24 protein-coding genes and 1 other RNA gene are annotated in these 22112 nt (G+C 69.9%); 16 read left to right on the top strand and 9 right to left on the bottom strand.

The genetic code is table 11. The features are described from left to right. The first annotated feature begins 1 nt into the window (after position 1). The 7 genes from ACIBO8_RS06630 to mctP all read left to right on the top strand — a co-directional run bounded on the left by ACIBO8_RS06630 (position 2) and on the right by mctP (position 6778). Complete coding sequence (locus tag ACIBO8_RS06630; protein ID WP_396114123.1) at positions 2-601, top strand: flavoprotein; 600 nt, start codon at positions 2-4, stop codon at positions 599-601. A gap of 78 nt (positions 602-679) precedes the next feature. Continuing rightward, a complete protein-coding gene (locus ACIBO8_RS06635; protein ID WP_396114124.1) occupies positions 680-1540 on the top strand; it encodes a Nif3-like dinuclear metal center hexameric protein in 861 nt (286 codons plus the stop codon). Then, a complete protein-coding gene (locus ACIBO8_RS06640) occupies positions 1537-2271 on the top strand; it encodes a zinc ribbon domain-containing protein (protein WP_396114125.1) in 735 nt (244 codons plus the stop codon). The genes ACIBO8_RS06635 and ACIBO8_RS06640 overlap by 4 nt, the downstream gene beginning before the upstream one ends. Further along, positions 2268-3371, top strand: a complete 1104-nt coding sequence (locus tag ACIBO8_RS06645) for a bifunctional RNase H/acid phosphatase (RefSeq protein WP_396114126.1) — start codon at positions 2268-2270, stop codon at positions 3369-3371. The genes ACIBO8_RS06640 and ACIBO8_RS06645 overlap by 4 nt, the downstream gene beginning before the upstream one ends. 83 nt (positions 3372-3454) lie before the next feature. Then, positions 3455-4753 (top strand): glycoside hydrolase family 18 protein, encoded by a 1299-nt coding sequence (locus ACIBO8_RS06650; RefSeq protein WP_396114127.1) that lies wholly within the window; start codon positions 3455-3457, stop codon positions 4751-4753. A gap of 149 nt (positions 4754-4902) precedes the next feature. Continuing rightward, the gene (locus ACIBO8_RS06655) at positions 4903-5139 is read left to right on the top strand and encodes a DUF3311 domain-containing protein (RefSeq protein WP_396114128.1); all 237 of its coding nucleotides are present in this window, start codon (positions 4903-4905) and stop codon (positions 5137-5139) included. Further along, positions 5132-6778 (top strand): monocarboxylate uptake permease MctP, encoded by a 1647-nt coding sequence (gene mctP, locus ACIBO8_RS06660; RefSeq protein ID WP_396114129.1) that lies wholly within the window; start codon positions 5132-5134, stop codon positions 6776-6778. Before ACIBO8_RS06655 ends, mctP begins: the two co-directional genes overlap by 8 nt. Positions 6779-6803: 25 nt before the next feature. On the opposite strand, the gene ACIBO8_RS06665 is transcribed toward mctP, so the two are convergent. Together ACIBO8_RS06665 and ACIBO8_RS06670 are read right to left on the bottom strand one after the other, a co-directional pair. Continuing rightward, the gene (locus tag ACIBO8_RS06665) at positions 6804-7265 is read right to left on the bottom strand and encodes a MarR family winged helix-turn-helix transcriptional regulator (protein ID WP_396114130.1); all 462 of its coding nucleotides are present in this window, start codon (positions 7263-7265) and stop codon (positions 6804-6806) included. A 40-nt stretch (positions 7266-7305) separates the two neighbouring features. Further along, positions 7306-8058, bottom strand: coding sequence for a sulfite exporter TauE/SafE family protein (locus ACIBO8_RS06670; RefSeq protein WP_396114131.1), 753 nt, complete (start codon positions 8056-8058; stop codon positions 7306-7308). A gap of 86 nt (positions 8059-8144) precedes the next feature. Here ACIBO8_RS06670 and rnpB point away from each other — a divergent pair. Beyond that, an RNA gene (rnpB, locus tag ACIBO8_RS06675) (RNase P RNA component class A) lies at positions 8145-8546 on the top strand. Positions 8547-8922: 376 nt separating this feature from the next. Here the strand turns inward: rnpB and ACIBO8_RS06680 are convergent. Then, complete coding sequence (locus tag ACIBO8_RS06680; RefSeq protein WP_396114132.1) at positions 8923-9249, bottom strand: CPCC family cysteine-rich protein; 327 nt, start codon at positions 9247-9249, stop codon at positions 8923-8925. 145 nt (positions 9250-9394) lie between these two features. Continuing rightward, positions 9395-11914, bottom strand: a complete 2520-nt coding sequence (fxsT, locus tag ACIBO8_RS06685) for an FxSxx-COOH system tetratricopeptide repeat protein (RefSeq protein WP_396114133.1) — start codon at positions 11912-11914, stop codon at positions 9395-9397. Positions 11915-12193: 279 nt separating this feature from the next. Between fxsT and ACIBO8_RS06690 the strand changes: the two genes are divergently transcribed. Continuing rightward, a complete protein-coding gene (locus tag ACIBO8_RS06690; RefSeq protein ID WP_396114134.1) occupies positions 12194-12427 on the top strand; it encodes a hypothetical protein in 234 nt (77 codons plus the stop codon). 224 nt (positions 12428-12651) lie between these two features. On the opposite strand, the gene ACIBO8_RS06695 is transcribed toward ACIBO8_RS06690, so the two are convergent. From ACIBO8_RS06695 to ACIBO8_RS06710, 4 genes are all read right to left on the bottom strand, one after another. Then, positions 12652-13599, bottom strand: a complete 948-nt coding sequence (locus tag ACIBO8_RS06695; RefSeq protein ID WP_396114135.1) for a sugar O-acetyltransferase — start codon at positions 13597-13599, stop codon at positions 12652-12654. Beyond that, complete coding sequence (locus ACIBO8_RS06700; RefSeq protein WP_396114137.1) at positions 13596-14465, bottom strand: hypothetical protein; 870 nt, start codon at positions 14463-14465, stop codon at positions 13596-13598. The genes ACIBO8_RS06695 and ACIBO8_RS06700 overlap by 4 nt, the downstream gene beginning before the upstream one ends. Beyond that, a complete protein-coding gene (locus tag ACIBO8_RS06705) occupies positions 14462-14671 on the bottom strand; it encodes a hypothetical protein (RefSeq protein ID WP_396114138.1) in 210 nt (69 codons plus the stop codon). The genes ACIBO8_RS06700 and ACIBO8_RS06705 overlap by 4 nt, the downstream gene beginning before the upstream one ends. Before the next feature lie 61 nt (positions 14672-14732). After that, positions 14733-15182: a MarR family winged helix-turn-helix transcriptional regulator gene (locus ACIBO8_RS06710; protein ID WP_396114139.1), complete on the bottom strand. Its 450-nt coding sequence runs from the start codon at positions 15180-15182 to the stop codon at positions 14733-14735. A 95-nt stretch (positions 15183-15277) separates the two neighbouring features. On the opposite strand from ACIBO8_RS06710, the gene ACIBO8_RS06715 reads away from it, so the two are divergent. The 7 genes from ACIBO8_RS06715 (at position 15278) to ACIBO8_RS06745 (ending at position 21239) form a co-directional block, all read left to right on the top strand. Further along, entirely contained in the window at positions 15278-15499 is a 222-nt protein-coding gene (locus ACIBO8_RS06715; protein ID WP_396114140.1) for a hypothetical protein, read from the top strand. A gap of 77 nt (positions 15500-15576) precedes the next feature. Beyond that, the gene (locus ACIBO8_RS06720) at positions 15577-15933 is read left to right on the top strand and encodes a hypothetical protein (protein WP_396114141.1); all 357 of its coding nucleotides are present in this window, start codon (positions 15577-15579) and stop codon (positions 15931-15933) included. A gap of 662 nt (positions 15934-16595) precedes the next feature. Further along, positions 16596-17657, top strand: coding sequence for a type I glyceraldehyde-3-phosphate dehydrogenase (locus ACIBO8_RS06725; RefSeq protein ID WP_396114142.1), 1062 nt, complete (start codon positions 16596-16598; stop codon positions 17655-17657). 34 nt (positions 17658-17691) lie between these two features. Beyond that, positions 17692-18606: a serine/threonine dehydratase gene (locus tag ACIBO8_RS06730; RefSeq protein WP_396114143.1), complete on the top strand. Its 915-nt coding sequence runs from the start codon at positions 17692-17694 to the stop codon at positions 18604-18606. 84 nt (positions 18607-18690) lie between these two features. Then, positions 18691-19827: a hypothetical protein gene (locus ACIBO8_RS06735; protein ID WP_396114144.1), complete on the top strand. Its 1137-nt coding sequence runs from the start codon at positions 18691-18693 to the stop codon at positions 19825-19827. Positions 19828-19927: 100 nt separating this feature from the next. Then, on the top strand, positions 19928-20542 hold the full coding sequence (gene ribA, locus ACIBO8_RS06740) for a GTP cyclohydrolase II (protein WP_396114145.1): 615 nt from the start codon (positions 19928-19930) through the stop codon (positions 20540-20542). A gap of 82 nt (positions 20543-20624) precedes the next feature. Then, on the top strand, positions 20625-21239 hold the full coding sequence (locus ACIBO8_RS06745) for a D-alanyl-D-alanine carboxypeptidase family protein (protein WP_396114146.1): 615 nt from the start codon (positions 20625-20627) through the stop codon (positions 21237-21239). Here ACIBO8_RS06745 and ACIBO8_RS06750 read toward each other — a convergent pair. Beyond that, positions 21236-22036 (bottom strand): class I SAM-dependent methyltransferase, encoded by an 801-nt coding sequence (locus ACIBO8_RS06750; RefSeq protein ID WP_396114148.1) that lies wholly within the window; start codon positions 22034-22036, stop codon positions 21236-21238. The genes ACIBO8_RS06745 and ACIBO8_RS06750 overlap by 4 nt on opposite strands. Between the last annotated feature and the right edge of the window lie 76 nt (positions 22037-22112).

The raw sequence follows: 22112 nt of genomic DNA on the forward strand, positions 1-22112 counted from the left end.
GGTGGGTTCTGCGGTGAGAACGGCCGACACGGGGCCCGGCGTGCTGTACGTGCTGGTGTGCGGCTCGCCCATCGCCCGGGACGTGGGCGTGCTGATCGATCTCGCCCAGCGGGACGGCTGGGAGGTGTGCGTCATCACCACCCCCGACGGGCGCAAGTTCATCGACGCGGCGGCCCTGCACGCGCAGACCGGACATCCCGTACGCAGCTACTACAAGAACCCGGGTGACGAGGACCTGCTCCCGCCGGCGGACGCCATGATCGTGGCGCCCGCGACGGTCAACACGGTCAACAAGTGGGCCGCCGGGATCACCGACACCCTGGTGCTCGGCCTGCTGGTCGAGGGGTACGGGTTCGGCATCCCGACCGTGGTCGTGCCGTACACGAACAAGGTCATGGCGATGCACCCGGCGCTGCACGACAGCATCGCCAAACTTCGCAACTGGGGCGTCCAGGTGCTGCACGGCGACGACGTCGTGCGGCTGGGCGGTCCCGGGCAGAACGACCGTTTCCGGAGCCAGTTCCCGTGGCGCCGGGCGCTCCAGGCCCTGAACACCCGCTTCGACACCGACACCCGGGTGGAACCCAAGGCCCGTTCCTAGCAATCCACCGGCCGTGACCGAGAATGACACCCGAGCGAGCCGGGGCTCGCTCTACCAGGGTCGGTAGAGTCAACGGCCGTGACCGACAGCGCCGTTGCCCCGCCGACCGTTCGTGAGGTCGTGGCCGCCCTCGACGCCCGGTATCCCCGGGCCTGGGCCGAGCAGTGGGACCGGGTCGGCCCGGTTCTCGGCGATTTCGACCTCACCGTCGAGACCGTCCTGTGCGTGGTGGATTGCGTGCCCGAGACGGTCGAGGAGGCGGTCGCGGCCGGCGCCGGCCTGATCGTCGCCCATCATCCGCTGCTGCTGAAGGGCGTGTCCTCGGTCGCGCCGGACACGTACAAGGGCCGGATCGTGCACCGGCTGATCAAGGCCGACATCGCCCTGTACGTGGCGCACACCAACGCCGACGTCGCCAACCCCGGTGTCTCCGACGCCCTCGCCGCCCGGCTCGACCTCGTCATGCTGCGCCCGCTGGTGCCGGCCGCCCCGGGCACCCCGGCCGAGGGCGAGGGCCGCGGCGCGGGCCGGGTCGGGGAGCTGGCCTCGCCGATGCGGCTGGCCGATCTCGCCACGTTCGCGGCCCACCGGCTGCCGGGCACCGCGGCGGGCGTGCGCGCTGCCGGTGACCCCGACCGCGTGATCCGCACCCTCGCCGTGTGCGGGGGAGCGGGTGACTCCTTCCTGCGCGACGCCGTGGCCGCCGGCGCCGACGCGTACCTCTGCGCCGATCTGCGCCATCACCCCGCCAGCGAGCACCTCGCCGCGGGCGGCCCGGCCCTGCTCGACGTCGCCCACTGGGCGAGCGAGCGGCCGTGGCTGGACGAGGTGGCCGGGTGGCTGCGCGCACAGTTCGGCGTCACCGCGCTCGTGTCCGATCTCGACACCGACCCCTGGACCGTGCATGCGGTCAGCTCAGACAAGGAGAACCATCTGTGAAGGCCGCCCCCGAAGCCCAGCGCCGCCTGCTCGACCTGCAGGGCATCGACACCGCGCTCAACCAGCTCGCGCATCGCCGCCGGTCCCTGCCCGAGCTGGCCGAGATCGACACGGTCGCGCGGGAGATCTCCGCCCTGGAGGACGAGCGCACCCGCGCCCAGGTGGCCGTCGACGACCTGGACCGCGACATCGCTCGTTTCGAGAAGGACATCGAGCAGGTCCGTACCCGTAAGCAGCGGGACCAGGCCCGCCTGGACGCCGGTGGCGCGCTGCGCGAGATCGAGGGCCTGCAGCACGAGCTCGCCACGCTCAACCGCCGGCAGTCCGAGCTGGAGGACTCCGAGCTCGAGCTCATGGAGCAGCGGGAGACCGCCGAGCAGACGCTCAACGAGGTGAAGAAGCGGCTCGCCGAGGCGACGGAGCGCCGGACCGCCGCCGAGACCCGCCGGGACGAGGCGTACGCGGAGATCGCCAAGGAGCAGGAGTTCAAGACCCAGTCCCGGGCGCCGCTCGCCGCGGATCTCCCCGCGGACCTGCTCAAGCTCTACGACAAGATCCGCGAGGAGACCGGGCTGGGCGCCGCGCTGTTCCGCTCCGGGCGCTGCGGCGGCTGCCGCATCGAGCTGTACGGCGCCGACCTGAACAGGGTCAAGGCCGCCCCCGCCGACGAGGTGGTCCGCTGCGAGGAATGCCGCCGGATCATGGTCCGTACGGCGGAGTCGGGACTGTGAGCGATCTGCGGGTCGTCGTCGAGGCGGACGGCGGTTCCCGGGGCAATCCGGGGCCGGCCGGGTACGGCGCGGTCGTCCGGGACGTCGACTCGGGGGACGTCCTGCTGGAGCGCTTCGGCGCGCTCGGCACCACGACGAACAACGTCGCCGAGTACCAGGGCCTGATCGCCGGCCTGCTGGCGGCCGCCGAGCTGGGCGCCGCGCGGGTCGACGTACGGATGGACTCCAAGCTGGTGGTCGAGCAGATGTCCGGGCGCTGGCAGATCAAGAACCCGGGCCTGCGCCCGCTCGCCGCGGAGGCCGCCACCCTGGTGAACCGCTTCGCGGGGGTGACCTTCGATTGGATTCCCCGGGAGCGCAACAAGCTGGCCGATGCCCTCGCCAACCGGGCGATGGACGAGGCGGCCGGCAAGCCGGTCCGGGACATGATCGAGCCGGAGGAGAAGGCGCCGCCGCGGAACTGGGCGCCCCCGTCGCTGGACGCGGCCACACGCCTGGTCCTCGTCCGCCACGGCGAGACCGCGCTGACCAAGCAGGGCCGCTACTCCGGCCGCGGCGACGTCCCGCTCTCGGACGAGGGGCAGGCGCAGGCCATGGCCGCGGCCGGGCGGGTGGCCGGCATCAGCCGCGACGTCGCGGCCGTCGTCTCCTCACCCCTGCAGCGGTGTACGCGCACCGCCGAGCTGATCGCCGCCGAGCTCGGCAACGTGACGGTGACGGTCATGCCGGAGCTGATCGAGTGCGACTTCGGGGACTGGGAGGGGCTGACCTTCGGCGAAGTTCGCGAGCGGTGGCCGGACGAGATGGACCGTTGGCTCGCGTCCACGAGTGTCGCGCCGCCGGGCGGGGAGTCCTTCCAGGCCGTGTCCAAGCGGATCCGCGGTGCGCTCGCGACGCTGCAATCGGCGTACCCGTCATCGGTTGTCGTGGTGGTCTCGCACGTCTCACCGATCAAGCTGATCCTGCGCGATGCGCTCGCTGCGGGCGACGAGTTCCTGCACCGGTTGTTCCTCGACGCGGCCGGAGTCTCCACGATGGACATGTGGCCGGATGGGGGCATAGCGGTGCGTTCGGTCAACGAGACGGCACATCTTCGATAGACCGCCTTATTGCTTCTCCAGGTGCGGACGTTTAGCTTCCTCAATCGGGAAACTTTGTTAAATGCTCTGCCCCTGGAGGGCTCATGCGCGGATACACCCGTCGCTTCCTCGCCGCCGCCGCTGCCGTCCTGGTCGGCGTCACCGCCGCACCGGGCGCCGCCCAGGCGCACGGGAGGAAGCCGTACGTCAAGGTCGGGTACTTCACCCAGTGGGGCATCTACGGCCGCAACTTCCAGCTCGCCAAGGTGGAGAAGTCGGGCGCGGCCGCCCGGCTCACCCACCTCAACTACGCGTTCGGCCCGGTCACCGCGGCCGGGGTCTGCGATTCGGCCGACCCCTGGGCGGACTGGCAGACGCCGTTCTCCGCGGAGCTCAGCGTCGACGGCGTCGCCGACGTGCCCGGCCAGCCGATCGCCGGCAACCTCAACCAGCTCGCCGAGCTCAAGAGGAAGAACCCCGGCCTGCGCGTCCTCATCTCGCTCGGCGGCTGGACCGGCTCGGCGCACTTCTCCGACGCGGTCCTCACGGACGCCTCGCGCAAGAAGCTCGTCAGCTCCTGCGTGGACCTGTGGATCAAGGGCAACCTCCCCGGACTGTCCGCGGGTGTCGCCGCCGGCATCTTCGACGGTGTCGACCTCGACTGGGAGTGGCCCGGCTCCGAGGGCAACACCGGCAACGTCTTCCGGCCCGAGGACAAGGCGAACTTCACGCTGCTGACGGCCGAGTTCCGCCGGCAGCTCGACCGGCTGTCGCGCACGACGAAGCGGCACTACGACCTCACCGCGTTCCTGCCGGCCGCCCCCGCCAAGATCGACGCGGGGTTCGAGCGCAAGATCTTCCGATACCTCGATTTCGGTACGGTGCAGGGCTACGACTTCCACGGCTCGTGGGAGCCGCGGACGAACCAGCAGTCCGCGCTGCGCGTGCCGAAGGGTGCCCCGGACAACCCCGACTTCTCCGCCCAGGTAGCGATCGACGCCTGGCGTGACCTCGGCGCGCCGGACCGCAAGCTGGTGCTGGGCATCCCGTACTACGGGCAGGGCTGGACCGGCGTGACCGGCGGTGGCGACGGGCTCTTCGCGCCGGCCACCGGCGGCGCACCGGGCACGTTCGCGGTCGGCACCGAGGACTACAAGGTGCTCAAGAACCTGCCGGCGCAGGGCTTCACGGTCCACCGTGACTGGCGGGCCGGGCACTCATGGCTGTTCGACGGCACCACCTTCTGGACGTACGACGATCCGGCGCAGATCGCGCAGAAGACGGCATACATCCGGGCGCAGGGGCTGGGCGGCGCGATGATGTGGTCGCTCGACGGCGACGACGAGAACGCCTCGCTCACCCGTACCGTATCGGCGGGTCTCTGGTCGCCCTGGCGGCACTGACGAGCGGCTTTTCCTTCGGGGTGGTGTGCCGTTCGGCGCACCACCCTTGCCGTTCGGCGCATCATGATCTCGCGTTCCGCGTCGGTGCTAAACCTCTCGGTAACCTGCGGCCGAATGGCCGTGAATACCGGCGACGAGGAGGTGTCACCATGACCGACCAGACGCGTACCCCGCGCAGTGACCGCAGCCCCTGGAACTGGCTGCTCATCGTTCCGATCGTCGTGCCGCTGCTGACCCCGCTGTACAACCACGACAAGCCGCGGTTCCTCGGCTTCCCGGCGTTCTACTGGGTGCAGTTCGCGTTCATCATCCTCGGCGTGGCGACGACGTCCGTCGTCTACCGGATGACCCGCCGGCCGGCGACGCCGGAGGCCCGCGATGAGTGAGCACATCACCGAGATCATCGTCTTCACGCTGCTGTTCCTGCTCGTCAGCGGCATGGGCTTCGTCGCGGCCCGGTGGCGCGCACCCCAGGACATGGCCCACCTCGACGAGTGGGGCCTGGGCGGCCGCAGCTTCGGCGGCTGGATCACCTGGTTCCTCGTGGGCGGCGACCTCTACACCGCGTACACCTTCGTCGCGGTCCCCGCGCTGATCTTCGGCGCCGGCGCGGCCGGGTTCTTCGCGGTGCCGTACACCGTGATCATCTACCCGCTGTTCTTCCTCATCCTCATCCGGCTCTGGTCGGTGTCGCACCGGCACGGCTTCGTGACGCCGGCCGACTTCGTCCGCACCCGCTTCGACTCGCCCACGCTGGCGCTGCTCGTGGCGATCACCGGCATCGTGGCGACCATGCCGTACATCGCGCTGCAGCTCGTCGGTATCGAGGCCGTGCTCAAGACGATGGGCGTCACCGGCGAGAGCGCGCTGGCCCGGCACGCCCCGATCATCGTGGCGTTCGCGATCCTGGCGGCGTACACGTACCAGTCCGGGCTGAGGGCACCGGCGCTGATCGCGTTCGTCAAGGACACGCTGATCTACATCGTGATCATCGTGGCGGTGCTGTACCTGCCGTACAAGCTCGGCGGCTGGGGCAGCATCTTCGACGACGCCCAAGCCAAGTTCCAGGCCAGCCCCAACCCCGGCGACGGGATCACGCTCAACGCCAACAACCAGATCCAATACGTCACGCTGGCGCTCGGCTCGGCCCTGGCCCTGTTCCTGTACCCGCACAGCATCACCGGCGTGCTCGCCAGCAAGAACCGCAACGTCATCAAGCGGAACATGTCGGCGCTGCCCGCGTACAGTTTCCTGCTCGGCCTGATCGCCCTGCTCGGTTACATGGCCGTCTCGGCCGGCATCAAGCCGCTGCCCGGCGCCAAGGCCGGCAGCCTGGACAGCAACACGGTCGTGCCGCTGCTGTTCGACCAGCAGTTCCCGGCCTGGTTCGCGGGCATCGCGTTCGCGGCCATCGGCATCGGCGCCCTGGTCCCGGCGGCGATCATGTCGATCGCGGCGGCGAACCTGTTCACCCGCAACATCTACAAGGAGTACCTGAAGAAGGACGCGACCCCCGCGCAGGAGGCGAACGTCTCGAAGATCACGTCCCTGGTCGTCAAGATCGGCGCGGTCGCCTGCATCATCTTCCTCGACCCGCAGTTCTCCATCGACCTGCAGCTCATCGGCGGCATCATCATCCTGCAGACCGGGCCGGCCGTGGCCCTCGGTCTCTACACCCGGTGGCTGCACCGCGGCGGCCTCATCGCCGGCTGGGTCGCGGGCATGGGCCTCGGCATGTGGATGCTCTACCAGATCCCGAACGCCGCCACCGGCCGCAAGCACTTCGGCGGCTCGGCGTTCCCGCTGTCGGACTTCGGCTTCGACACCAAGAAGACGATCTACGTCGGCTTCGTCGCGGTGGCGGTCAACCTGCTGGTCGCGGTCATCGCGACGCTCATCCTGCGGGCGGCGAAAACCCCGGACGGCATCGACGGTACGGTGCCCGACGACTACTTCGCCGACGAGGGCGATCCACGCCTCGACAAGGCGCGTACGACCCCGGACACGATCGCGTCCTCGACCTGACCGTGCCTTCTCGGGCCGCGGTTCCTCACTGAGGGCCGCGGCCCTTGATGTAGGTATCCATGTCGCGGGTGAGCCGCTCGAGCACCGTGGCCAGCTCCTTACGCTCCTGCGACGTCCAGTCCTTGAGCATCGTGTCGTACAGCTCGCGCCGGGCCCGGCTCACCGCGTCGACCTGGGAGAGCCCCCGCTCAGTGGCGGCGATGACCGTGCCCCGTCCGTCCTCCGGGTCCGGGCTGCGCCGCACCAGACCGTCCCGGTGCATCGCGCTGACCTGCCGCGTGACCGTCGAACCGTCCAGGTTCAACCGGTTGGCGACGGCCGACACGTTCTGCGGCCCCGACTCCTGCAGCAGGCGCAGGATCACGTACGCGGCCCGGTCCAGCGCCCGGTGCGGCCGGGGCGAACTGCGCCGGGTCGCCTCGCCCAACCGGATCAGCATCGCGACCTGGGTCTCGATCGTGCCCAGCGCCGACTCGTCCCTCACCATGTGCCCTTTCCTCGTCGTTCGTATTGTGCCCGCCCGGGCGTCACGCGAAGGCGCGCCACAACAGCACCATTCCGATGGTCACCCCGAACGACACGATGAGAGCCTTCAACACCCGGCCCGGCAGCCGGCGAGCAACCCGCGCCCCGACGTACCCCCCGACCACCGTCGCGGGCGCGACCACCAGCACCGCACCCCAGTGGATCGGCGCGAAGAAAGCGAAGACCACCACGGTCACCAGCCCGACGCACGCGGACAGCGCATTCTTCAACGCGTTGATCCGGTTCAGCGTCTCATCCAGCACCAGCGCCAGCGCCGCCACGTACATCACCCCGAGCGCGGCGCCGAAGTACCCGCCGTACACCGCACCGACGAACACGACAACCTGAAGAGCCCCCCGCCGCTCACCCCGGCTGTGCCCGACCAGCGCCCGCAACCGATCCTGGAAAGCCAGCGTGGCGGCCGCCCCCAACACGAGAAAGGGCACGATGACCTCGAACGCCCGAGCCGGAGTCCCCAGCAGCAACGCACACCCGGCAACGGAGCCCACCACACTCGTCGGCACGACCGCCGCCAGCCGCCGCCCCTGACCGGCAAGATCCGCCCTGCTCCCGGCAACACTGGAGACGTACCCGGGAAACACCGACACCGAATTGGTGACATTCGCATCGACGGACGGCAACCCGGCGCCGAGCAGACTCGGAAAAGTGATCAGCGACCCGCCCCCGGCGACCGCATTGACCACCCCGGCGGCAAGCCCCGCAGCGACCAGCAGAAGAACATGTCCGACATCCATGATGCGAAGAATCTACGGTGTCCGCCCGGCATCGTCCCGGTGGAGATCGACGTGTCGCTGCTGCCGTATCATGGGACCGCGACGGACGAGTCGGCCGGGCGGTCGCGTCGGTACCCGCGAGCGGGTGCCGCCGAGGAACGTCCGGACTCCGCAGAGCAGGGTGGTTGCTAACGGCAACCCGGGGTGACCCGCGGGAAAGTGCCACAGAGAACAGACCGCCGGCTTCCAGCCGGTAAGGGTGAAACGGTGGGGTAAGAGCCCACCAGCACCCCGGGTGACCGGGGTGGCTCGGTAAACCCCACCCGGAGCAAGGCCAAGCAAGGCCCGGAATCCCCGGATCCCGGGCCGGCGCAGGCGTTCGAGGGCTGCTCGCCCGAGCCTGCGGGTAGGCCGCAAGAGCCTGCCGGCAACGGCAGGCCGAGATGGATGACCGCCCAGCGGCGAGCGATCGCCGCGGACAAAATCCGGCGTACAGGCCGACTCGTCCGTCGCCCTCCTGGTCATGGTGCTTCTCATGGCCGCTGAGCTGGTGTTTGGAACGTCAGTACCGGTCGATGTTGGCCACGGCTGGTCGGCGTTTCACGGCCCAACTACGGCCCAGACGGCCCAGGAACGATCCTCAAAAACATGTAGCGGGGGACCGTTTACCGCTACTGGCATCCCGTCGCGCAGGCTCCACCCTGCTGGGTCTCGCCCGGGTGGGGAAGGTGGAGCGCCCTACCGGACGAACGACCTTCGCCACCCGGGCGCGGTCCGGCTGCCTCCGGTGTGCGGCGGGTGGCGGTGTCGCGCCGGGCATCCCGGAGTCGCCCGGGTCCAGGTGCGGAGCCCCGGGGCCCGTCCCGGGTCGTAGGGCCGGAGGCCCTACCCGCCGGGGGCATAGGGACGTCTCGCCGCCTGGCGCAACGGGTGTTCCTCGTCTGTCGGCGGCCGCACGAATCGCTGGCGGCGCTCGTCGGAAGCGCCGAGCGCAGCGAAGTTGCGGCGGGCCTGCGCCAGACTCAGCCCACGGTTCGGGCCGCCGCGCACCCGATCAGCATCGTGGTCGTCTTGCCCGTCGTCCTCCCAGAAGCACACCGGGCATATCTCGTAGCCGCCCCGCTCGTCCAACGTGAGGTATCCGCAGCATGGACACGCGTAGGGGCCGCCGCCTGCGGGGCGCAGCACGTTCACGAACTTGCCCTCATCCACCAACGCATCGTGCCACTCCCCAGGCGCTCGAGAACCTCGATCTAGTGGCGCGTCGGTCTCATGACCCGGGCGACAGATTGGTATCAGGACGGGACCGTGCCGTTCGGTGGGTAAGACTTCGGTGCTGATGAGACATAGTCGGCCGCTAGGGTTCCCTGGGGTCCGGCGGGCGGAACTGCTTTCGAAGTTTGCTGGCGTCGGCGTGTTGGCCGAGAGCGTCCAGGTCAGCGGCGAGGTTGCCGACCGAGATGAGGGTGTCGGGGTGGTCGTCGCCGAGGACCCGTCGCCTGCGGGCGAGGATGTCTTCGTCCAGCCGGCGGGCCCGTTCGTGTTCCCCGGCCTCGCACAGATCGGCGGCGAGGTTATTGGCCGACGCGATGGTGTGGGGGTGGTCGTCGCCGAGGATCCGCTGGTAGCGGGCGAGGGTGTCCTCGCTCAGCCGGCGAGCCTGCTCGTATTCCCCCAACTTGCGCAGGTCGATGGCGTGGTTGTGGGCCGAGCCGAGGGTGTCGGGGTGGTCGTCGCCGAGGACCCGCCGGTAGCGGGCGAGGATGTCTCCGCTCAGCTGGCGGGCCCGCTCGTGTTCGCCCACCTCGCGCAGGTCGCTGGCGTGGTTGCTGGCCGAGGTGAGGGTGTGGGGGTGGTCGTCGCCGAGGACGCGCCGGTAGTGGGCGAGGGTGTCCTCGTTCAGCTGGCGGGCCCGCTCGTGTTCGCCCACCTCGCGCAGGTCGACGGCGAGGTTGCTGGCCGAACCGAGGGTGTCGGGGTCGTCGTCGCCGAGAACCCGCCGCTTGCGGGCGAGGGTGTCCTCGTCCAGCTGGCGAGCCTGTGGGTAGTGGCCGAGCTGCCGGTGGATCTCGGCGAGGGTGCTGGCGGCCGCGAAGCTGATGGACTCGTCAGGGCCGTGGCGGCGGGTCCAGGCCTGGTGCAGGTGTTCGGCCAGGGGCAAGGCGGTGCGGGCGTCACCGCGGGCTGTCAGGTGCCACACCGCGTTTGCGGCGGTCCACCGCAGGCGGGAGTTGCTGGTGATGGCCGGGTCGGTGGCCAGGATATGGGGTAGCAGCACCGTCCATCGCGGCCACCATTGCGGGTTGGTGCCGTCCTCCGGCGCGGCGGCGACCAGCAGGTCCTCCACCGTGCGGAGATGGATGTCAGGGGCGGGATCGGTGTCGCGCAGGACGGCTTGGACCAGCCGGTGCAACACCGGGCCGGTGTCGGTGAGCCGGGCCAGCCCGTACCGGCTGAGCTGGGCCAGGGTGCGGGCGAACGCGACCGGCCGGCCCGCCACGCCGGCCAACGGGTCCGGGAGGAGGTCGGGCCGCGCGGTGAACAGGTCGGCCGGGATGGGCTCGGGCCCAAGTCGCGCACATAGATGGAGCAGCTGCCCGGCCGCCGGGTCGGCGCCGCGCAGCCGCTCGGCGGTCAGGGTGACGGTGGCGGCCAGCGGGGCCGGGTAGCCGGCCGGGGGGCGTCCGGTACGCAGCAGGTCGGCCGCGTGGTCCCCGAGCTCGGCCAGGTAGGTGCCGACATCGAGGCGGGTTTCGCCGAGCAGGTCCGCGGCCTGCCCGACCGCGAGCGGCAGGTCCCCCAGCGCGTCGGCGAGCCGGTCCGCGTCGGCCTGATCCAGGCGGGGCAGGTGGGTGTGCAGCAGGGCGATGGATTCGGCGCGGGTGAACACGTCCACGTCCACCGCAGTGGCGACACCGGCCCAGTTCGGGTTACGGCTGGTGATCAGCTGATGACCCGGCCCGTCGGGCAGCCACGACGCCAGCTGGTCACGGTCCTCGGCGTTGTCGAAGACCAGCAACCAGCGCGACACCCGGCGCAGATGTTCGTAGAGCGCCTCGACCGCGTCCGGTGTGGCCGTGCCGGCCGGGACCCGACGCAGCTTCTGCGCCAGGGTGGCGAGGTGGTCGCCGATCAGCTCGGGCCGCTCGGCCGGGATCCACCACACCACGTCGTACTCCCCGGCGAAGCGGTGCGCGTACTCCAGGGCAAGCTGGGTCTTGCCCATCCCACCCAAACCGTGCAACGCCTGCACCGCCATCCGGCTCCCACCGCAGAGCGTGTCGTGCAACCGGTTGAGCATGCCGTCGCGGCCGGTGAACCCGGGATTGCGGCGGATCAGGTTCCACACCATGGGCAACGACCCGGGCGGACGAGGACCCCCACCCACCGCCGCCACACCGGTTGCGGCGGGACTTCCGGGGTAGGCCGGCGGGACCGCCGACAGCGTCTCGATGGGCGCCGGGTCGACCACCCGCCGCACCGCGTCGACAAGCACGGTGACCGCCTCATCCGGGGGCAGATCGAACACGTCCGGCACGATGATCGGCGACCACAAGCCGCCGTGCAGGTCCACACGGTCCACCCGCAGCGGGATCAGCTTCGTGTCCGGGTCCTTGCGGCGCTGCGCCAACCGCGTGGTCCACTCGTCGGTGGTGTACCGGTCCGGGTCGAGATAGGCCGCCGACAGCAACACCAGCATCGGATTGCCGCGGTGCAACGCCTCATGCATGGCCTGCATGAAGTTGGTCCCCGGCGCCCAGTCGATCGTGTCCAACTCAGCCCGGTATCCCGCCGTCTCCAGATGCCAGCGGGCCCACTCGGCCCAAGCCCGATCCCGACCGGCGTGCGAGATGAAGATCCGAGATGCGTCACCCACAGCATCCACAATGCACCACCACTTTCCGCACGACGACCACCGAACGGGGATCGCCTTAACTACCGTGTCCAGCCCGATGTGTCACTCCCGCGTCCTGATACCGATCTGTCGCCCCGGGTCATGAGACCCGACAGCAAGACTGGCAAGACTGGCCGGTTGTCCAGTCCCACCTGATGCTTGACGGATCCGTCCCAGCTGATGCTCGACGGTTGGTCTAGGTTTCGGTGCCGGGCTCGACTGCGGGAGGGTGTGCCGGGCCTGGTGTGACATGGTGACCGCATGTTCCATTTGGTGGCCGAGGATCCGACTGTTGCCCTGGATGAGCTGCAGGCCGCGCGGATCACGTCCTGGCTGCTGGAGCTGATCCCGGCGCGTAGCTGCCGCGTCCGGCGGGAGCCGGTCGTGGAGATCACCATCACCGGGCACTATCCTGCTGATTTTCACCTGCCGTTGTTGCGGAGGGTGGAGGAGATCGCGGGCTGCCGCTTCAGCCTCTCGGTGGTCGACGGCTGAGTCGACCGCGGCCGTGCTGGTCATGGAGCCTGCCGGAGCGTGCTGGTGACGAGCTCGGGTGCCGCGGGACGAGGCCGGTTCCGGACCGGCAGCTGGGTAGAGCGGCGAACGGTGCGTGGGCCGTCGTCACAGGCGATGGTCAGGTCGCGATTCCAGGACTGGTACACGCGTCCTCTCCGGTCACCCCGACCGCAGGCACCGGTCTCGGCTCGGCCGCGATCGGTCTACCGGTGGCCGGGTACGTCGTCGCGGGGCGGCTTCAGACGCTTCCGCTCCACGATGCTGGTCGCCGTCACCACGCTCAACGGCGGCACGTCCTTCGCGACGACGGCGCCCGCGCCGACGACCGAGCCGCGGCCGATGGTCACGCCAGGGGTGATCGTGGCTGCGGCGCCGATCCACACGTCGTCTTCGATGACGATCGGTGCGTGCGTGATGAAGTCGTACCGTTCGTCGAGCTCGACCGGGTGTCCGGACGTGCTGAGCGTCACCCGGGGACCGATGAGGACGCGGTCTCCGATGGTGATGCCTCCGTAGTCGAGGAAGAAGCAGCCCTGGTTGATGAACACGCGCTCCCCGAACGAGGCTCCGAGGCCGTAGTCGCAGTAGAAGGGGGGCAGGATCGACAGCGAGTCGGGAACCGGCCCGCCGAAGATCTCGCCGAGCACCGCCCTGCGCCCACCAAGGTCGTCGAACGGCAGCATGTTGAGGCGCGACGTCAGCTCCATGACGAGCTGTACGCGCTCCGCAAAGGCTCGCGACTCGGGTGTCCGTGTTCGTAGGCGTTGCTCGTTGCGCACGAGCTGATGTTGGCACGATGAGCCAGGTGCTGCGTCATGCCCCCGGGTCAGGCGGTCACTGCCTCGGCTTGGCGGGGTTCGGTTTCCAGCGCCCGCGTAGTCGGTGGCGATCTGCAAGAGGCCGTCAGCCATGCGCTCCATCTCGGCTTTGGCGTCGAGCGCCTCGTCGATCCGGTAGCCCAGCGAGGTCTGCCAGTCGCGTGCGAGACGGTCGGAGACACCGGGCAGGGTGCCCCATGCACCGGTGGGGACGGCGCCGACATCGTCGAGGTAGCGGCGGGCGGCGCCGTAGGTGACCGAATCCTCATAGCGTTCGGTATCGAAGGCGACCAGGGCCTGGGCTTCGACGTGCAGTGCGGCGGTGTCGGTCATAGCTGCCCCGGGGTGGTGTCGGCCGGTTCGAACGGTGTCGCGCCGACCGGTGAGCCGAAGTGCGAGATGCGCAGGTCGACGTATTGACGTCGGTGATCGGCCAGGGCTGCGAGCAGGGCGGTGCGGATCTCCGCGGCGACTTCCCGGTCGGTGAGCAGCCGCAGCGGGCCGGGCCGGATGCCGACGAGGTCGCCGTCGGAGGTGCGGGTGACGGTGACCCACCGGTCGGCGGAGGTCCCGGTGGCCCGGATGGCGGCCACGTCGGCGAAGTAGCGTTCCATCTTGTTTATCTGTCGCCTATTTGCTCCGGTCAGCGTCATGGCATGCTCGGCGAGCTTTCCGGCCAGGTCCTGGGCGTACGCGATGGCGGCGACGCCTTCCGTACCTGGCGGCACGGACGTGGAAGCCGACAGGTTCGCCCATCGGTCGCCCTTCGCGGCGATGACACTGCCGTTGACCCGTTCGCCGTTGTTCTGCCCGCACGTGCGATAGGCCGAGTAGCCGCTGGGAGCCGTGGCGGCAGTCGCGACGCCGAGGCAATCCGCGTCCACGGCCTTCTGACGTGCTGCATCCTCGTCGGTGTCGCCTTGGACGAGAATGTGGACCGTGCCGGAGAAGCGCTGATCGGCGGAGCTGAACGCCAGCTGGCACAGCGTCGAGGATTGGGTCTTGCCGCGGGCGCCGTCCGGCTCGCTGACCGACCAGGCCCCGCCTGCCGACGACTGCATCACCGGCGCCAGATCGGAGCAGGTCGGCACCCAGGCGTCGCGTCCGGCGAACGGATGGAGCTGCCACACCGCGACCGTGGCGACGATCAGCGCAAGGGTGGCGAAACCCGCGACGGCCGGCATTCGAGTCCGGGTCACGACCCGGACCGGCCGGAGCGATCTTGCAACGCCGCCAGCGCCACCCTGGCAGCAGCCCGCACTTGTCCCGCGAGCGTCTGCTCGTCGTGCCGATGCAGATTCTGCAGCTCGACGGCGAGCCCGCCGGCGCCGTCGGGGAGCAGGCGAACCGATCGGTCGGGCGAGCTGACGTCGACATCGTGCTGCCGGTCGTCGCCGTGCTGCACCTGGCTCTTCCCTCGTCCCGTCAAGATGATCTTAACGAGGAGCGGCAAAGGGCCGATTGGCTCAGGTGGCCGGCTTCGCCGCGGCGATGACCTGGGTGAGGGCCGCGTGGAGGCTCTTCAGCTCCTCGATCGGCATGCCGAGCCGCTCGACCACCGCCGGCGGGATCTTCTCGGCCTGGTCGCGGAGGTCCCTGCCCCGCGGCGTCAGTGTGATCGCCAGGCTTCGTTCGTCGGAGCGGTCGCGCTCGCGGTGCAGGTAGCCGATCGCCTCGAGCCGCTTGAGCAGTGGTGACAGGGTGCCCGGGTCGAGCTGCAGCAGCTCGCTCAGCCGGCGTACGGACAGGGGGGCGTACTGCCACAGGGCCAGCATCACCAGGTACTGGGGGTGGGTCAGGCCCATGGGTTCCAGCAGGGGGCGGTAGACGGCCACGACGCTGCGGGCGGCTACGGAGAGGGCGAAGCAGACCTGTTCCTCCAGGGCCAGGCGGTTGGTGTCGGTTGAGTCACTCAAGGTGGTTCTCCTCAGGTCGGCCGCTAGACTACCAATAGTTGGGGTGCAAATTATTGGCGTACCAATTGTTTAGGATCTAGGGAGTGGGATCGGTCATGGCGAAGATCGACCAAGGTGTGGGGCGGGGGCGGTTCGGGCGCTGGTTCCACGAGACCTTCCACGACTGGTTCTTCCGATCGATGATCGGGCCGGCGCAGACGAAGAACGCCGTGCACGGGTGCGAGCAGCCGGCACGGGAGCAGTGGAAGCGGGACCTCGCGGCGCGCAAGGCGTACACGCGGGAGCAGCGCGAGCGCAAGCGGCAGCGGCAGGACTGACGGATTGTCTGACGGTTTCTGTCGGGCATCCGGCTCGCTCGTTCCCGGTCCCGTGGGCACCGACCTAGCCTGCGGATATGACGATCCCGCTGCAGAGGGCCGAGTTTCTCGCCCGGCCGGTGGACGCCGTCGCGGGGCTCGTTCCCGACCGGCGCGGCGCACAGGCGGCGATGGCGGCGTTGCGCGCCGGTGGGTTTCGGCCGGTCGAGGCGCGGCCGTGGCATCCCCGGCGCTGCCGGTTGCGGGACTGGGGCGGCGACGCGACGATCATGAATCTGTACGTGGAGGGGCTCCACAAAGGTCACTGCCTGGTGGTCGTGCCGTCGACGCGGGACCGGCGGGAGCAGGTCGGGCGGCTGCTGGCGCGGCATCAGGGGCACGCGATGTACTACTTCACCGCCGACGGGGTCGAGTCGCTCACCGTCCTCGTCTGACGTCGGCACCCGGTCGGTTTGTGCAGCGGGTGCGTTTTTTGAGTCCCGGACGGGAGCCGGGGCGGGAATGGGCTCCGGCGTGACATCGTTCATTAAATTTTCGTGAATCGGATAGCGCGTTCCGCGATTCTCGCTCGGCGGCGGTCCGGGCAGTCCCGGTTCCGTCCGTGGTGGTGCCGGCGGGCCTGGGAAAGAATGGTCGTCGCCCGGGTCCGCCGTGGAAAACGTAGCTCGATCAGAAACGGCCGGGGCGGCTCCACAATGGCGTACGAAAGCGCATTGAGCTGCGGTGATGCCTCGCTGGAGCGCCGCTGCGGGCGGTGATCTGAGTAGCCGGATCGCGAGGGTCGGTGGTCGGGCGGGCGAGGGGCCGTCCCGGTACTCAGCCGGGGGGCGCGCCGGTTGGCGCCGATTCCCGTGGACGGCGTGAAACTGCAGCTAGGACCGGCTGTCCTGAGAGGACGTCCGGATGAGTAAAGTGGGGCGCCGACGCGTCGACCCGACAGGGCGGGGCGGTGGGCCTGCCCGTCGGCCGCTTCGGTTGACGTGCAACTTGCATACTCATAGTGTCTGATATGTAACGGCGCGTGCTTAGTGGGTAATCTGCCAGTAACGTCGCTTGGTGAGTCGCAGGGTGTTGGACCGGCCGCGAGGAGTGCTTGGTGACTGTCAGGATCGGCATCAACGGTTTCGGCCGGATCGGTCGCTCGGTCATGCGCATCATCAGCAGCGCTCCGGCCTCGGGAATCACCGTTACCGCCATTAATGACATCGCGACGCCGGACAGATTGGCATACGCGCTGAAACGAGACAGCTTACGCGGCCGATTCGCCGGCTCCGTGCATGCCGTCGGCGGGCAGCTGATCATCGACGACCGTCCCGTGTGGACGTACCAGGAGGCGCAGCCGGGACGCATCCCGTGGGGCGACGCCGACGTCGACGTGGTGATCGAGGCGACCGGGCAGTTCCGCAACGGCGACGTCGCCCGGGCGCACATCACCCAGGGCGGCGCCCGCAAGGTGGTGATCAGCGCCTCCGCCGAGGACCCCGACGCCGTGTTGGTCTACGGGGTCAACCACGAGACGTACGACCCGGCGCACCACAACGTCGTCTCGCCCGCGTCCTGCGGGGTGAACGCGCTGTCGGTGATGGCCAAGGTGCTGCTCGACCGATTCGGCCTGCGCAGCGCGCATACCTCGGTGGTGCTCGCGGTCCAGGGCTGGCAGCGGGTGCACGACGCCTCGTCCGGCACGTCGCGCAACGATCCGCGGCTGGGCCGGGCCGCCGCGGAGAGCATCATCCCGCACGATCACGTCGCCGGAGATCTGGTCAGTGTCGCGCTGCCGCGGCTGGGGGAGGTCCGCTACAGCTACTACTGCGTGCCGACGCCGATCGGGTCGCTCGCCGAGCTCGGCGGCTTCACCGACCGGCCGGTCACCGCCGACGAGGTGAACCGGGCGATGGCCGAGGCGGCGGCCGGCCCGATGCGCGGCCTCATCGACTACGAGCCCGACCCGACGGTTTCGATCGACGTGCGCGACAACCCGGCGTCGTGCCTGTTCGACCCGTCCGGCACCCAGACCACGGCGGACGGCGGCGTGAAGGTGCGCGGCTGGTTCGACAACGAATGGGGCTTCTCGCACCGGCTGCTGGACCTCGCCCGGCTGGTGGGGGAGCGTGCGCCCGTGCCGGCCGGCCTGATGTACAAGACCGCCGTGGGCTGACCCGGCCGGAGACGCGGTGGTGTAGAACGGATCGGTGACACCCCGCGAAGCGATCGAAGCCGCGGCCCGGCGCATCGGCGGCCGGGTGCGGCGGACCCCGGTGCTCATGGACGGTCCCGTCGGCTACAAGCTCGAGCTGGTGCAGCACGCAGGATCCTTCAAAACCCGGGGAATGCTCAACAAGATCCTGGTGGCCGCCGAGCGGGGCCTGCCGGCGTCCGGCATCATCGCCGCCTCGGGGGGCAACGCCGGGCTGGCGGCCGCGTACGCCGCCCGCGAGCTCGGGGTGGCCGCCGAGATCTACGTGCCCGTCACGGCCCCGGCGGTCAAGGTCGCGAAGCTGGCCAAGCTGGGTGCCCACGTCACTCAGGCCGGCGGCGAGTACGCGGAGGCCTACGCCGCCGCGGTCGTGCAGGCGGAGCGGACCGGTGCGCTCTTCTGCCACGCGTACGACGATCCGGACATGGTGGCCGGCAACGGCACGCTCGGGCTCGAGTTGCTGGAGCAGCTGCCGGACGGCTTCGACACCGTGCTGGTCGCCGTCGGCGGCGGTGGCCTGATCGCCGGCGTCGCGGCGGCCCTGCACGGCCGGGCCAAGGTCGTCGCCGTGGAACCGCGGACGGCGCAGGCCCTGCACGCCGCGCTGGCAGCCGGGGAGCCGGTGGACGTGCCGGTGTCCGGGGTCGCCGCCGACTCGCTGGGGGCGCGCCGGGCCGGCGCGATCGCCTTCGCCACCGCCGTCGAGACGGGGCTCACCTCCGTGCTGGTGGACGACCAGGCCATCTCGGAGGCCCGCCGCCGGCTCTGGGACGACTACCGCCTGGCGGTGGAGCACGGTACGGCGGCAGCCCGCGCGGCTCTGGATTCCGGCGCCTACGTGCCCGAGCCGGGCGAACGCGTGATCGTGCTGCTGTGCGGTGCCAACACCGACCCGGCCGACCTCGCCTGAGCCCGCGCCGCGGACGACGGCGTGGAGCGGCCATGATCCGACGATCACCTGCGGCCCACCCGCGGCGTCCGCGATGCTGAAGGTATGACGGATGGGGACAACCAGATCAAATCGGTGCGCCAGTTCCGCCGGTTCGCTGTGGTGGTCTGCCTCGCCGGGGCGCTGGTGCAGCTCGCCCTGACGGCCTACTACCTCGGTATGGGGCACAAGGCGACGCCGCACGACGTACCCGTGGGCCTGGTGTCGCCGGTGAGCAAGCAGGCCGCGATCCTGGACCTGCTGGAGCGCGACGGGGTCTTCGAGGTCAGCATCTACTCGTCGCCCGCCGAGATGCGCGAGGGGATCAAACGCCGCGACGTGTACGGCGGTGTGGACGTGACCGCCGCCCAACCGCACCTGTACGTGGCGGGCGCGGCGGGCACGGCGGCGGCGAGCCTGCTGCGGAACACGTACACGAGTGTCATCGCGCAGCAGAACGCCCAGCAGCTGGCGGCCCTCGCGCAGCAGTCCGCCACGATCTCCATCGCCCAGGCGCAGGCGCTGGCCATGCCGCCGCCGATCACCGACGTGGTGCCGCTGCCCGCCGACGACGTCAACGGCGCCTCGCTCGGTTTCCTGACGCAGGCGCTCGCCCTGGGCGGCACGATCGCGTCCGTCGGTCTCGGCCGGCTGATCCCGCGCACACGGCGGTCGTGGGCGCGCGGTCTGGGTCACCTGGCCACCCTGATCGTCTACGCCCTCGGGTCGGCCGCGGTGGTGCTCTGGTCGATGAGCTGGTTCGGCGTGGGCGTGGACGCGAACCACCTGGAGATGATGGGCATCTTCGCGCTGGTCTCGCTCGCCATCACCGCGTCGACCGCGGGCGCGGTCGCCCTCGTCGGCCCGGGCGGTGCGCTGCTCGGCGGCGTCTACTTCACCATCGGTACGGTGATCAGCGGCGCCAGCATCCTCCCCGAGTTCCTGCCCACGTTCGGCCGCGTGGTCGGCGAGAACCTGCCCACGGGTGCCGGCGTGCAGGCGGTGCGCGACAACCTCTACTTCCCGGACGCGCCGGTCGCGGGGCACCTGATCGTGCTCTCCCTCTACGCCGGCATCGGCTGTCTCCTCGTACTCGTCACGAATTTCCTGCCGAACCGCACCGACCGCGTCTCGGAGCTGGATCTCGAGGTGAAGGACCGGATCGAGGGCAACGACGTACGGCAGCCGGTCGCGATTTCCTGACGCCTCCTTGATCCGCTGTGATGTTCCGCGCGTGGACTCCTTAACAAGTGCGGAGTACGGTCGATCCGTACTTGAAGCGTCAAGTGCTTAGGGAGCCGCCATGTCTGTAGGTATTCGCAGCCGCGTCACCGTGCCCTTGAGGTTCTCGGACGGCTACCGCACCACGGCCGACGTCATCACGTTCGAGGGCCTGGCCGACGGCAAGGAGCATCTCGCGCTCGCCCTCGGCGACGTGGCGAACGCGCCCGTGCCGCTGGTCCGGCCACACTCCGAGTGCCTCACCGGCGACGTGTTCGGCTCCGAGCGCTGCGATTGCGGCCCCCAGCTGCGCGAGGCGGTCGAGCGAATCGCCACGACCGGCGGTTATCTGCTCTACCTGCGCCAGGAGGGGCGGGGCATCGGGCTCTACGCCAAGCTCGACGCGTACGCGCTGCAGGACCTCGGCATGGACACGTACGAGGCGAACCGGGCGCTGGGGCACGCCGACGACGAGCGCGACTACACCGCGGCGGGGCAGATGCTCGCGGCTCTCGGCGTCACCTCGGTCGACCTGCTGACCAACAATCCCGACAAGGCGGCCCAGCTGCGGGCGCTCGACGTCGACGTACGGTCCGTTCTTCCCACCGGCGTGCACGCCTCCGACGCGAACGTCCGCTATCTGCAGGCCAAGGTGTCGCACACCGCGCACACCATCGACCTTCCCCTGGCGGGCTGATTCCTTCCCGGTAGCCGCTCAGGGATTTCCCGGTTGCGCCGAACAGGCAGGGGTCAGCCTGAGAAGCGCGGAGGTTTTCGCTGTGGGCATCGAGGCCGTCAACAACCGGATCGCCGACATCCAGAGCCGGATGCTCGCCCTGCAGACCCAGCAGGCGACCCGGACGACGACCTCGAACACCACCACAGGAGCCCCCGGCACCACATCCGCCTCGGGGGCCTCGTTCGCCTCGGCGCTGGCCGACGCGATGGGCACCCAGTCCACGGCCGCCACCGACAAGAAGTACACCCTCAACAGCAAGGGGATTCCGACCGAGCTGGCGGCGTACGGGAACGGCAAGATTCCGGCGAGCGCCCTGGAGCAGGTCGGCAACACCCGGCACAAGCTGTGGGCGCCGGCTGCCCAGTCGCTGAACAAGATGATTGCCGACGCCAAGGCGCAGGGCGTGACGATCGGTATCACCGACTCCTACCGCCCCTACAGCGAGCAGGTGGACCTGGCCCACCGCAAGGGCCTGTACTCGCAAGGCGGGCTGGCCGCCAAGCCCGGCACCAGCGAGCACGGCTGGGGCATGGCGACCGACCTCGACCTCAACTCCAAGGCGCAGACGTGGATGCGCGCCAACGCCGACAAGTACGGCTTCGTGGAGAACGTGCCGCGCGAGCCGTGGCACTGGGCGTACAAGCCGAAGACCTAGGCACGGCAGATCAGCTCGCCGTGCAGCAGGGAGAGCCAGCCGTCCCGGTCGGCTGCCCACGTACGCCATCCCCGCGAGATGCGGTCCAGGTCGTCCGGGGTCGCCGCGCCGGAGTCGAGCGCCTGGCGTGACATGTCCGATTTCAGGATGCGGTCCGCCCACATCCCGCCCCACCAGGCGCGGTCCTCGTCGTCCGCGAAGCACCATGTGCTGGAGGTGGCGGTGACATCGGTGAAGCCGGCGGCGTGCGCCCAGGACAGCAGGCGGCGGCCCGCATCCGGTTCGCCGCCGTTGCGGCGCGCCACCTTCTCGTAGAGAGCGAGCCATTCGTCGAGCTCGGGCAGCCGCGGATACCAGGTGAAGGCGGCGTAGTCGCTGTCGCGGACCGCCACGATGCCGCCCGGCCGGGTCACCCGGCGCATCTCCCGCAACGCCTGCACCGGATCGCCGACGTGCTGCAGGACCTGGTGGGCGTGCACCACATCGAAGCTGTCGTCGGGGAAGTCGAGGGCGTGGACGTCGCCGACGGCGAAGTCGACGGTGGTCAGCCCGCGCCGTGCGATCTCCGCGCGGGCGAGGGCGAGGGCCTGGTCGGTGTGCTCCAGCGCGGTGATCCGGCCGGGTGTGATGCGCGTCGCCAGATCCGCCGTGATGGTGCCCGGCCCGCAGCCGACATCGAGAACCGTGGTGCCGGACGTCAGATGGGGCAGCAGGTACGCCGCCGAATTTTCTGCGGTGCGCCACCGGTGTGAGCGCAGGACCGACTCGTGATGCCCGTGGGTGTAGACAGCAGCCATGCCCTCGACGCTATGACCGTGTCTCGTAGTTCGGGAGCTGAATCCTGAAATATGAGATCGACGCGGATACCGGATT

The sequence above is a fragment of the Actinoplanes sp. NPDC049681 genome (genome assembly GCF_044465265.1).
In the GTDB taxonomy this organism is placed as follows: domain Bacteria; phylum Actinomycetota; class Actinomycetes; order Mycobacteriales; family Micromonosporaceae; genus Actinoplanes.

Excerpts from the sequence above, each read along its gene's own strand:
- ACIBO8_RS06735 (WP_396114144.1), top strand. The coding sequence starts at position 18,691 with ATGACGGATGGGGACAACCAGATCAAATCGGTGCGCCAGTTCCGCCGG.
- ACIBO8_RS06720 (WP_396114141.1), top strand. The coding sequence starts at position 15,577 with ATGACGATCCCGCTGCAGAGGGCCGAGTTTCTCGCCCGGCCGGTGGAC.
- ACIBO8_RS06750 (WP_396114148.1), bottom strand. The coding sequence starts at position 22,036 with ATGGCTGCTGTCTACACCCACGGGCATCACGAGTCGGTCCTGCGCTCA.
- ACIBO8_RS06665 (WP_396114130.1), bottom strand. The coding sequence starts at position 7,265 with ATGGTGAGGGACGAGTCGGCGCTGGGCACGATCGAGACCCAGGTCGCG.
- ACIBO8_RS06655 (WP_396114128.1), top strand. The coding sequence starts at position 4,903 with ATGACCGACCAGACGCGTACCCCGCGCAGTGACCGCAGCCCCTGGAAC.
- ACIBO8_RS06695 (WP_396114135.1), bottom strand. The coding sequence starts at position 13,599 with ATGACCGACACCGCCGCACTGCACGTCGAAGCCCAGGCCCTGGTCGCC.
- ACIBO8_RS06650 (WP_396114127.1), top strand. The coding sequence starts at position 3,455 with ATGCGCGGATACACCCGTCGCTTCCTCGCCGCCGCCGCTGCCGTCCTG.
- ribA (WP_396114145.1), top strand. The coding sequence starts at position 19,928 with ATGTCTGTAGGTATTCGCAGCCGCGTCACCGTGCCCTTGAGGTTCTCG.
- ACIBO8_RS06670 (WP_396114131.1), bottom strand. The coding sequence starts at position 8,058 with ATGGATGTCGGACATGTTCTTCTGCTGGTCGCTGCGGGGCTTGCCGCC.
- mctP (WP_396114129.1), top strand. The coding sequence starts at position 5,132 with ATGAGTGAGCACATCACCGAGATCATCGTCTTCACGCTGCTGTTCCTG.
- ACIBO8_RS06715 (WP_396114140.1), top strand. The coding sequence starts at position 15,278 with ATGGCGAAGATCGACCAAGGTGTGGGGCGGGGGCGGTTCGGGCGCTGG.
- ACIBO8_RS06690 (WP_396114134.1), top strand. The coding sequence starts at position 12,194 with ATGTTCCATTTGGTGGCCGAGGATCCGACTGTTGCCCTGGATGAGCTG.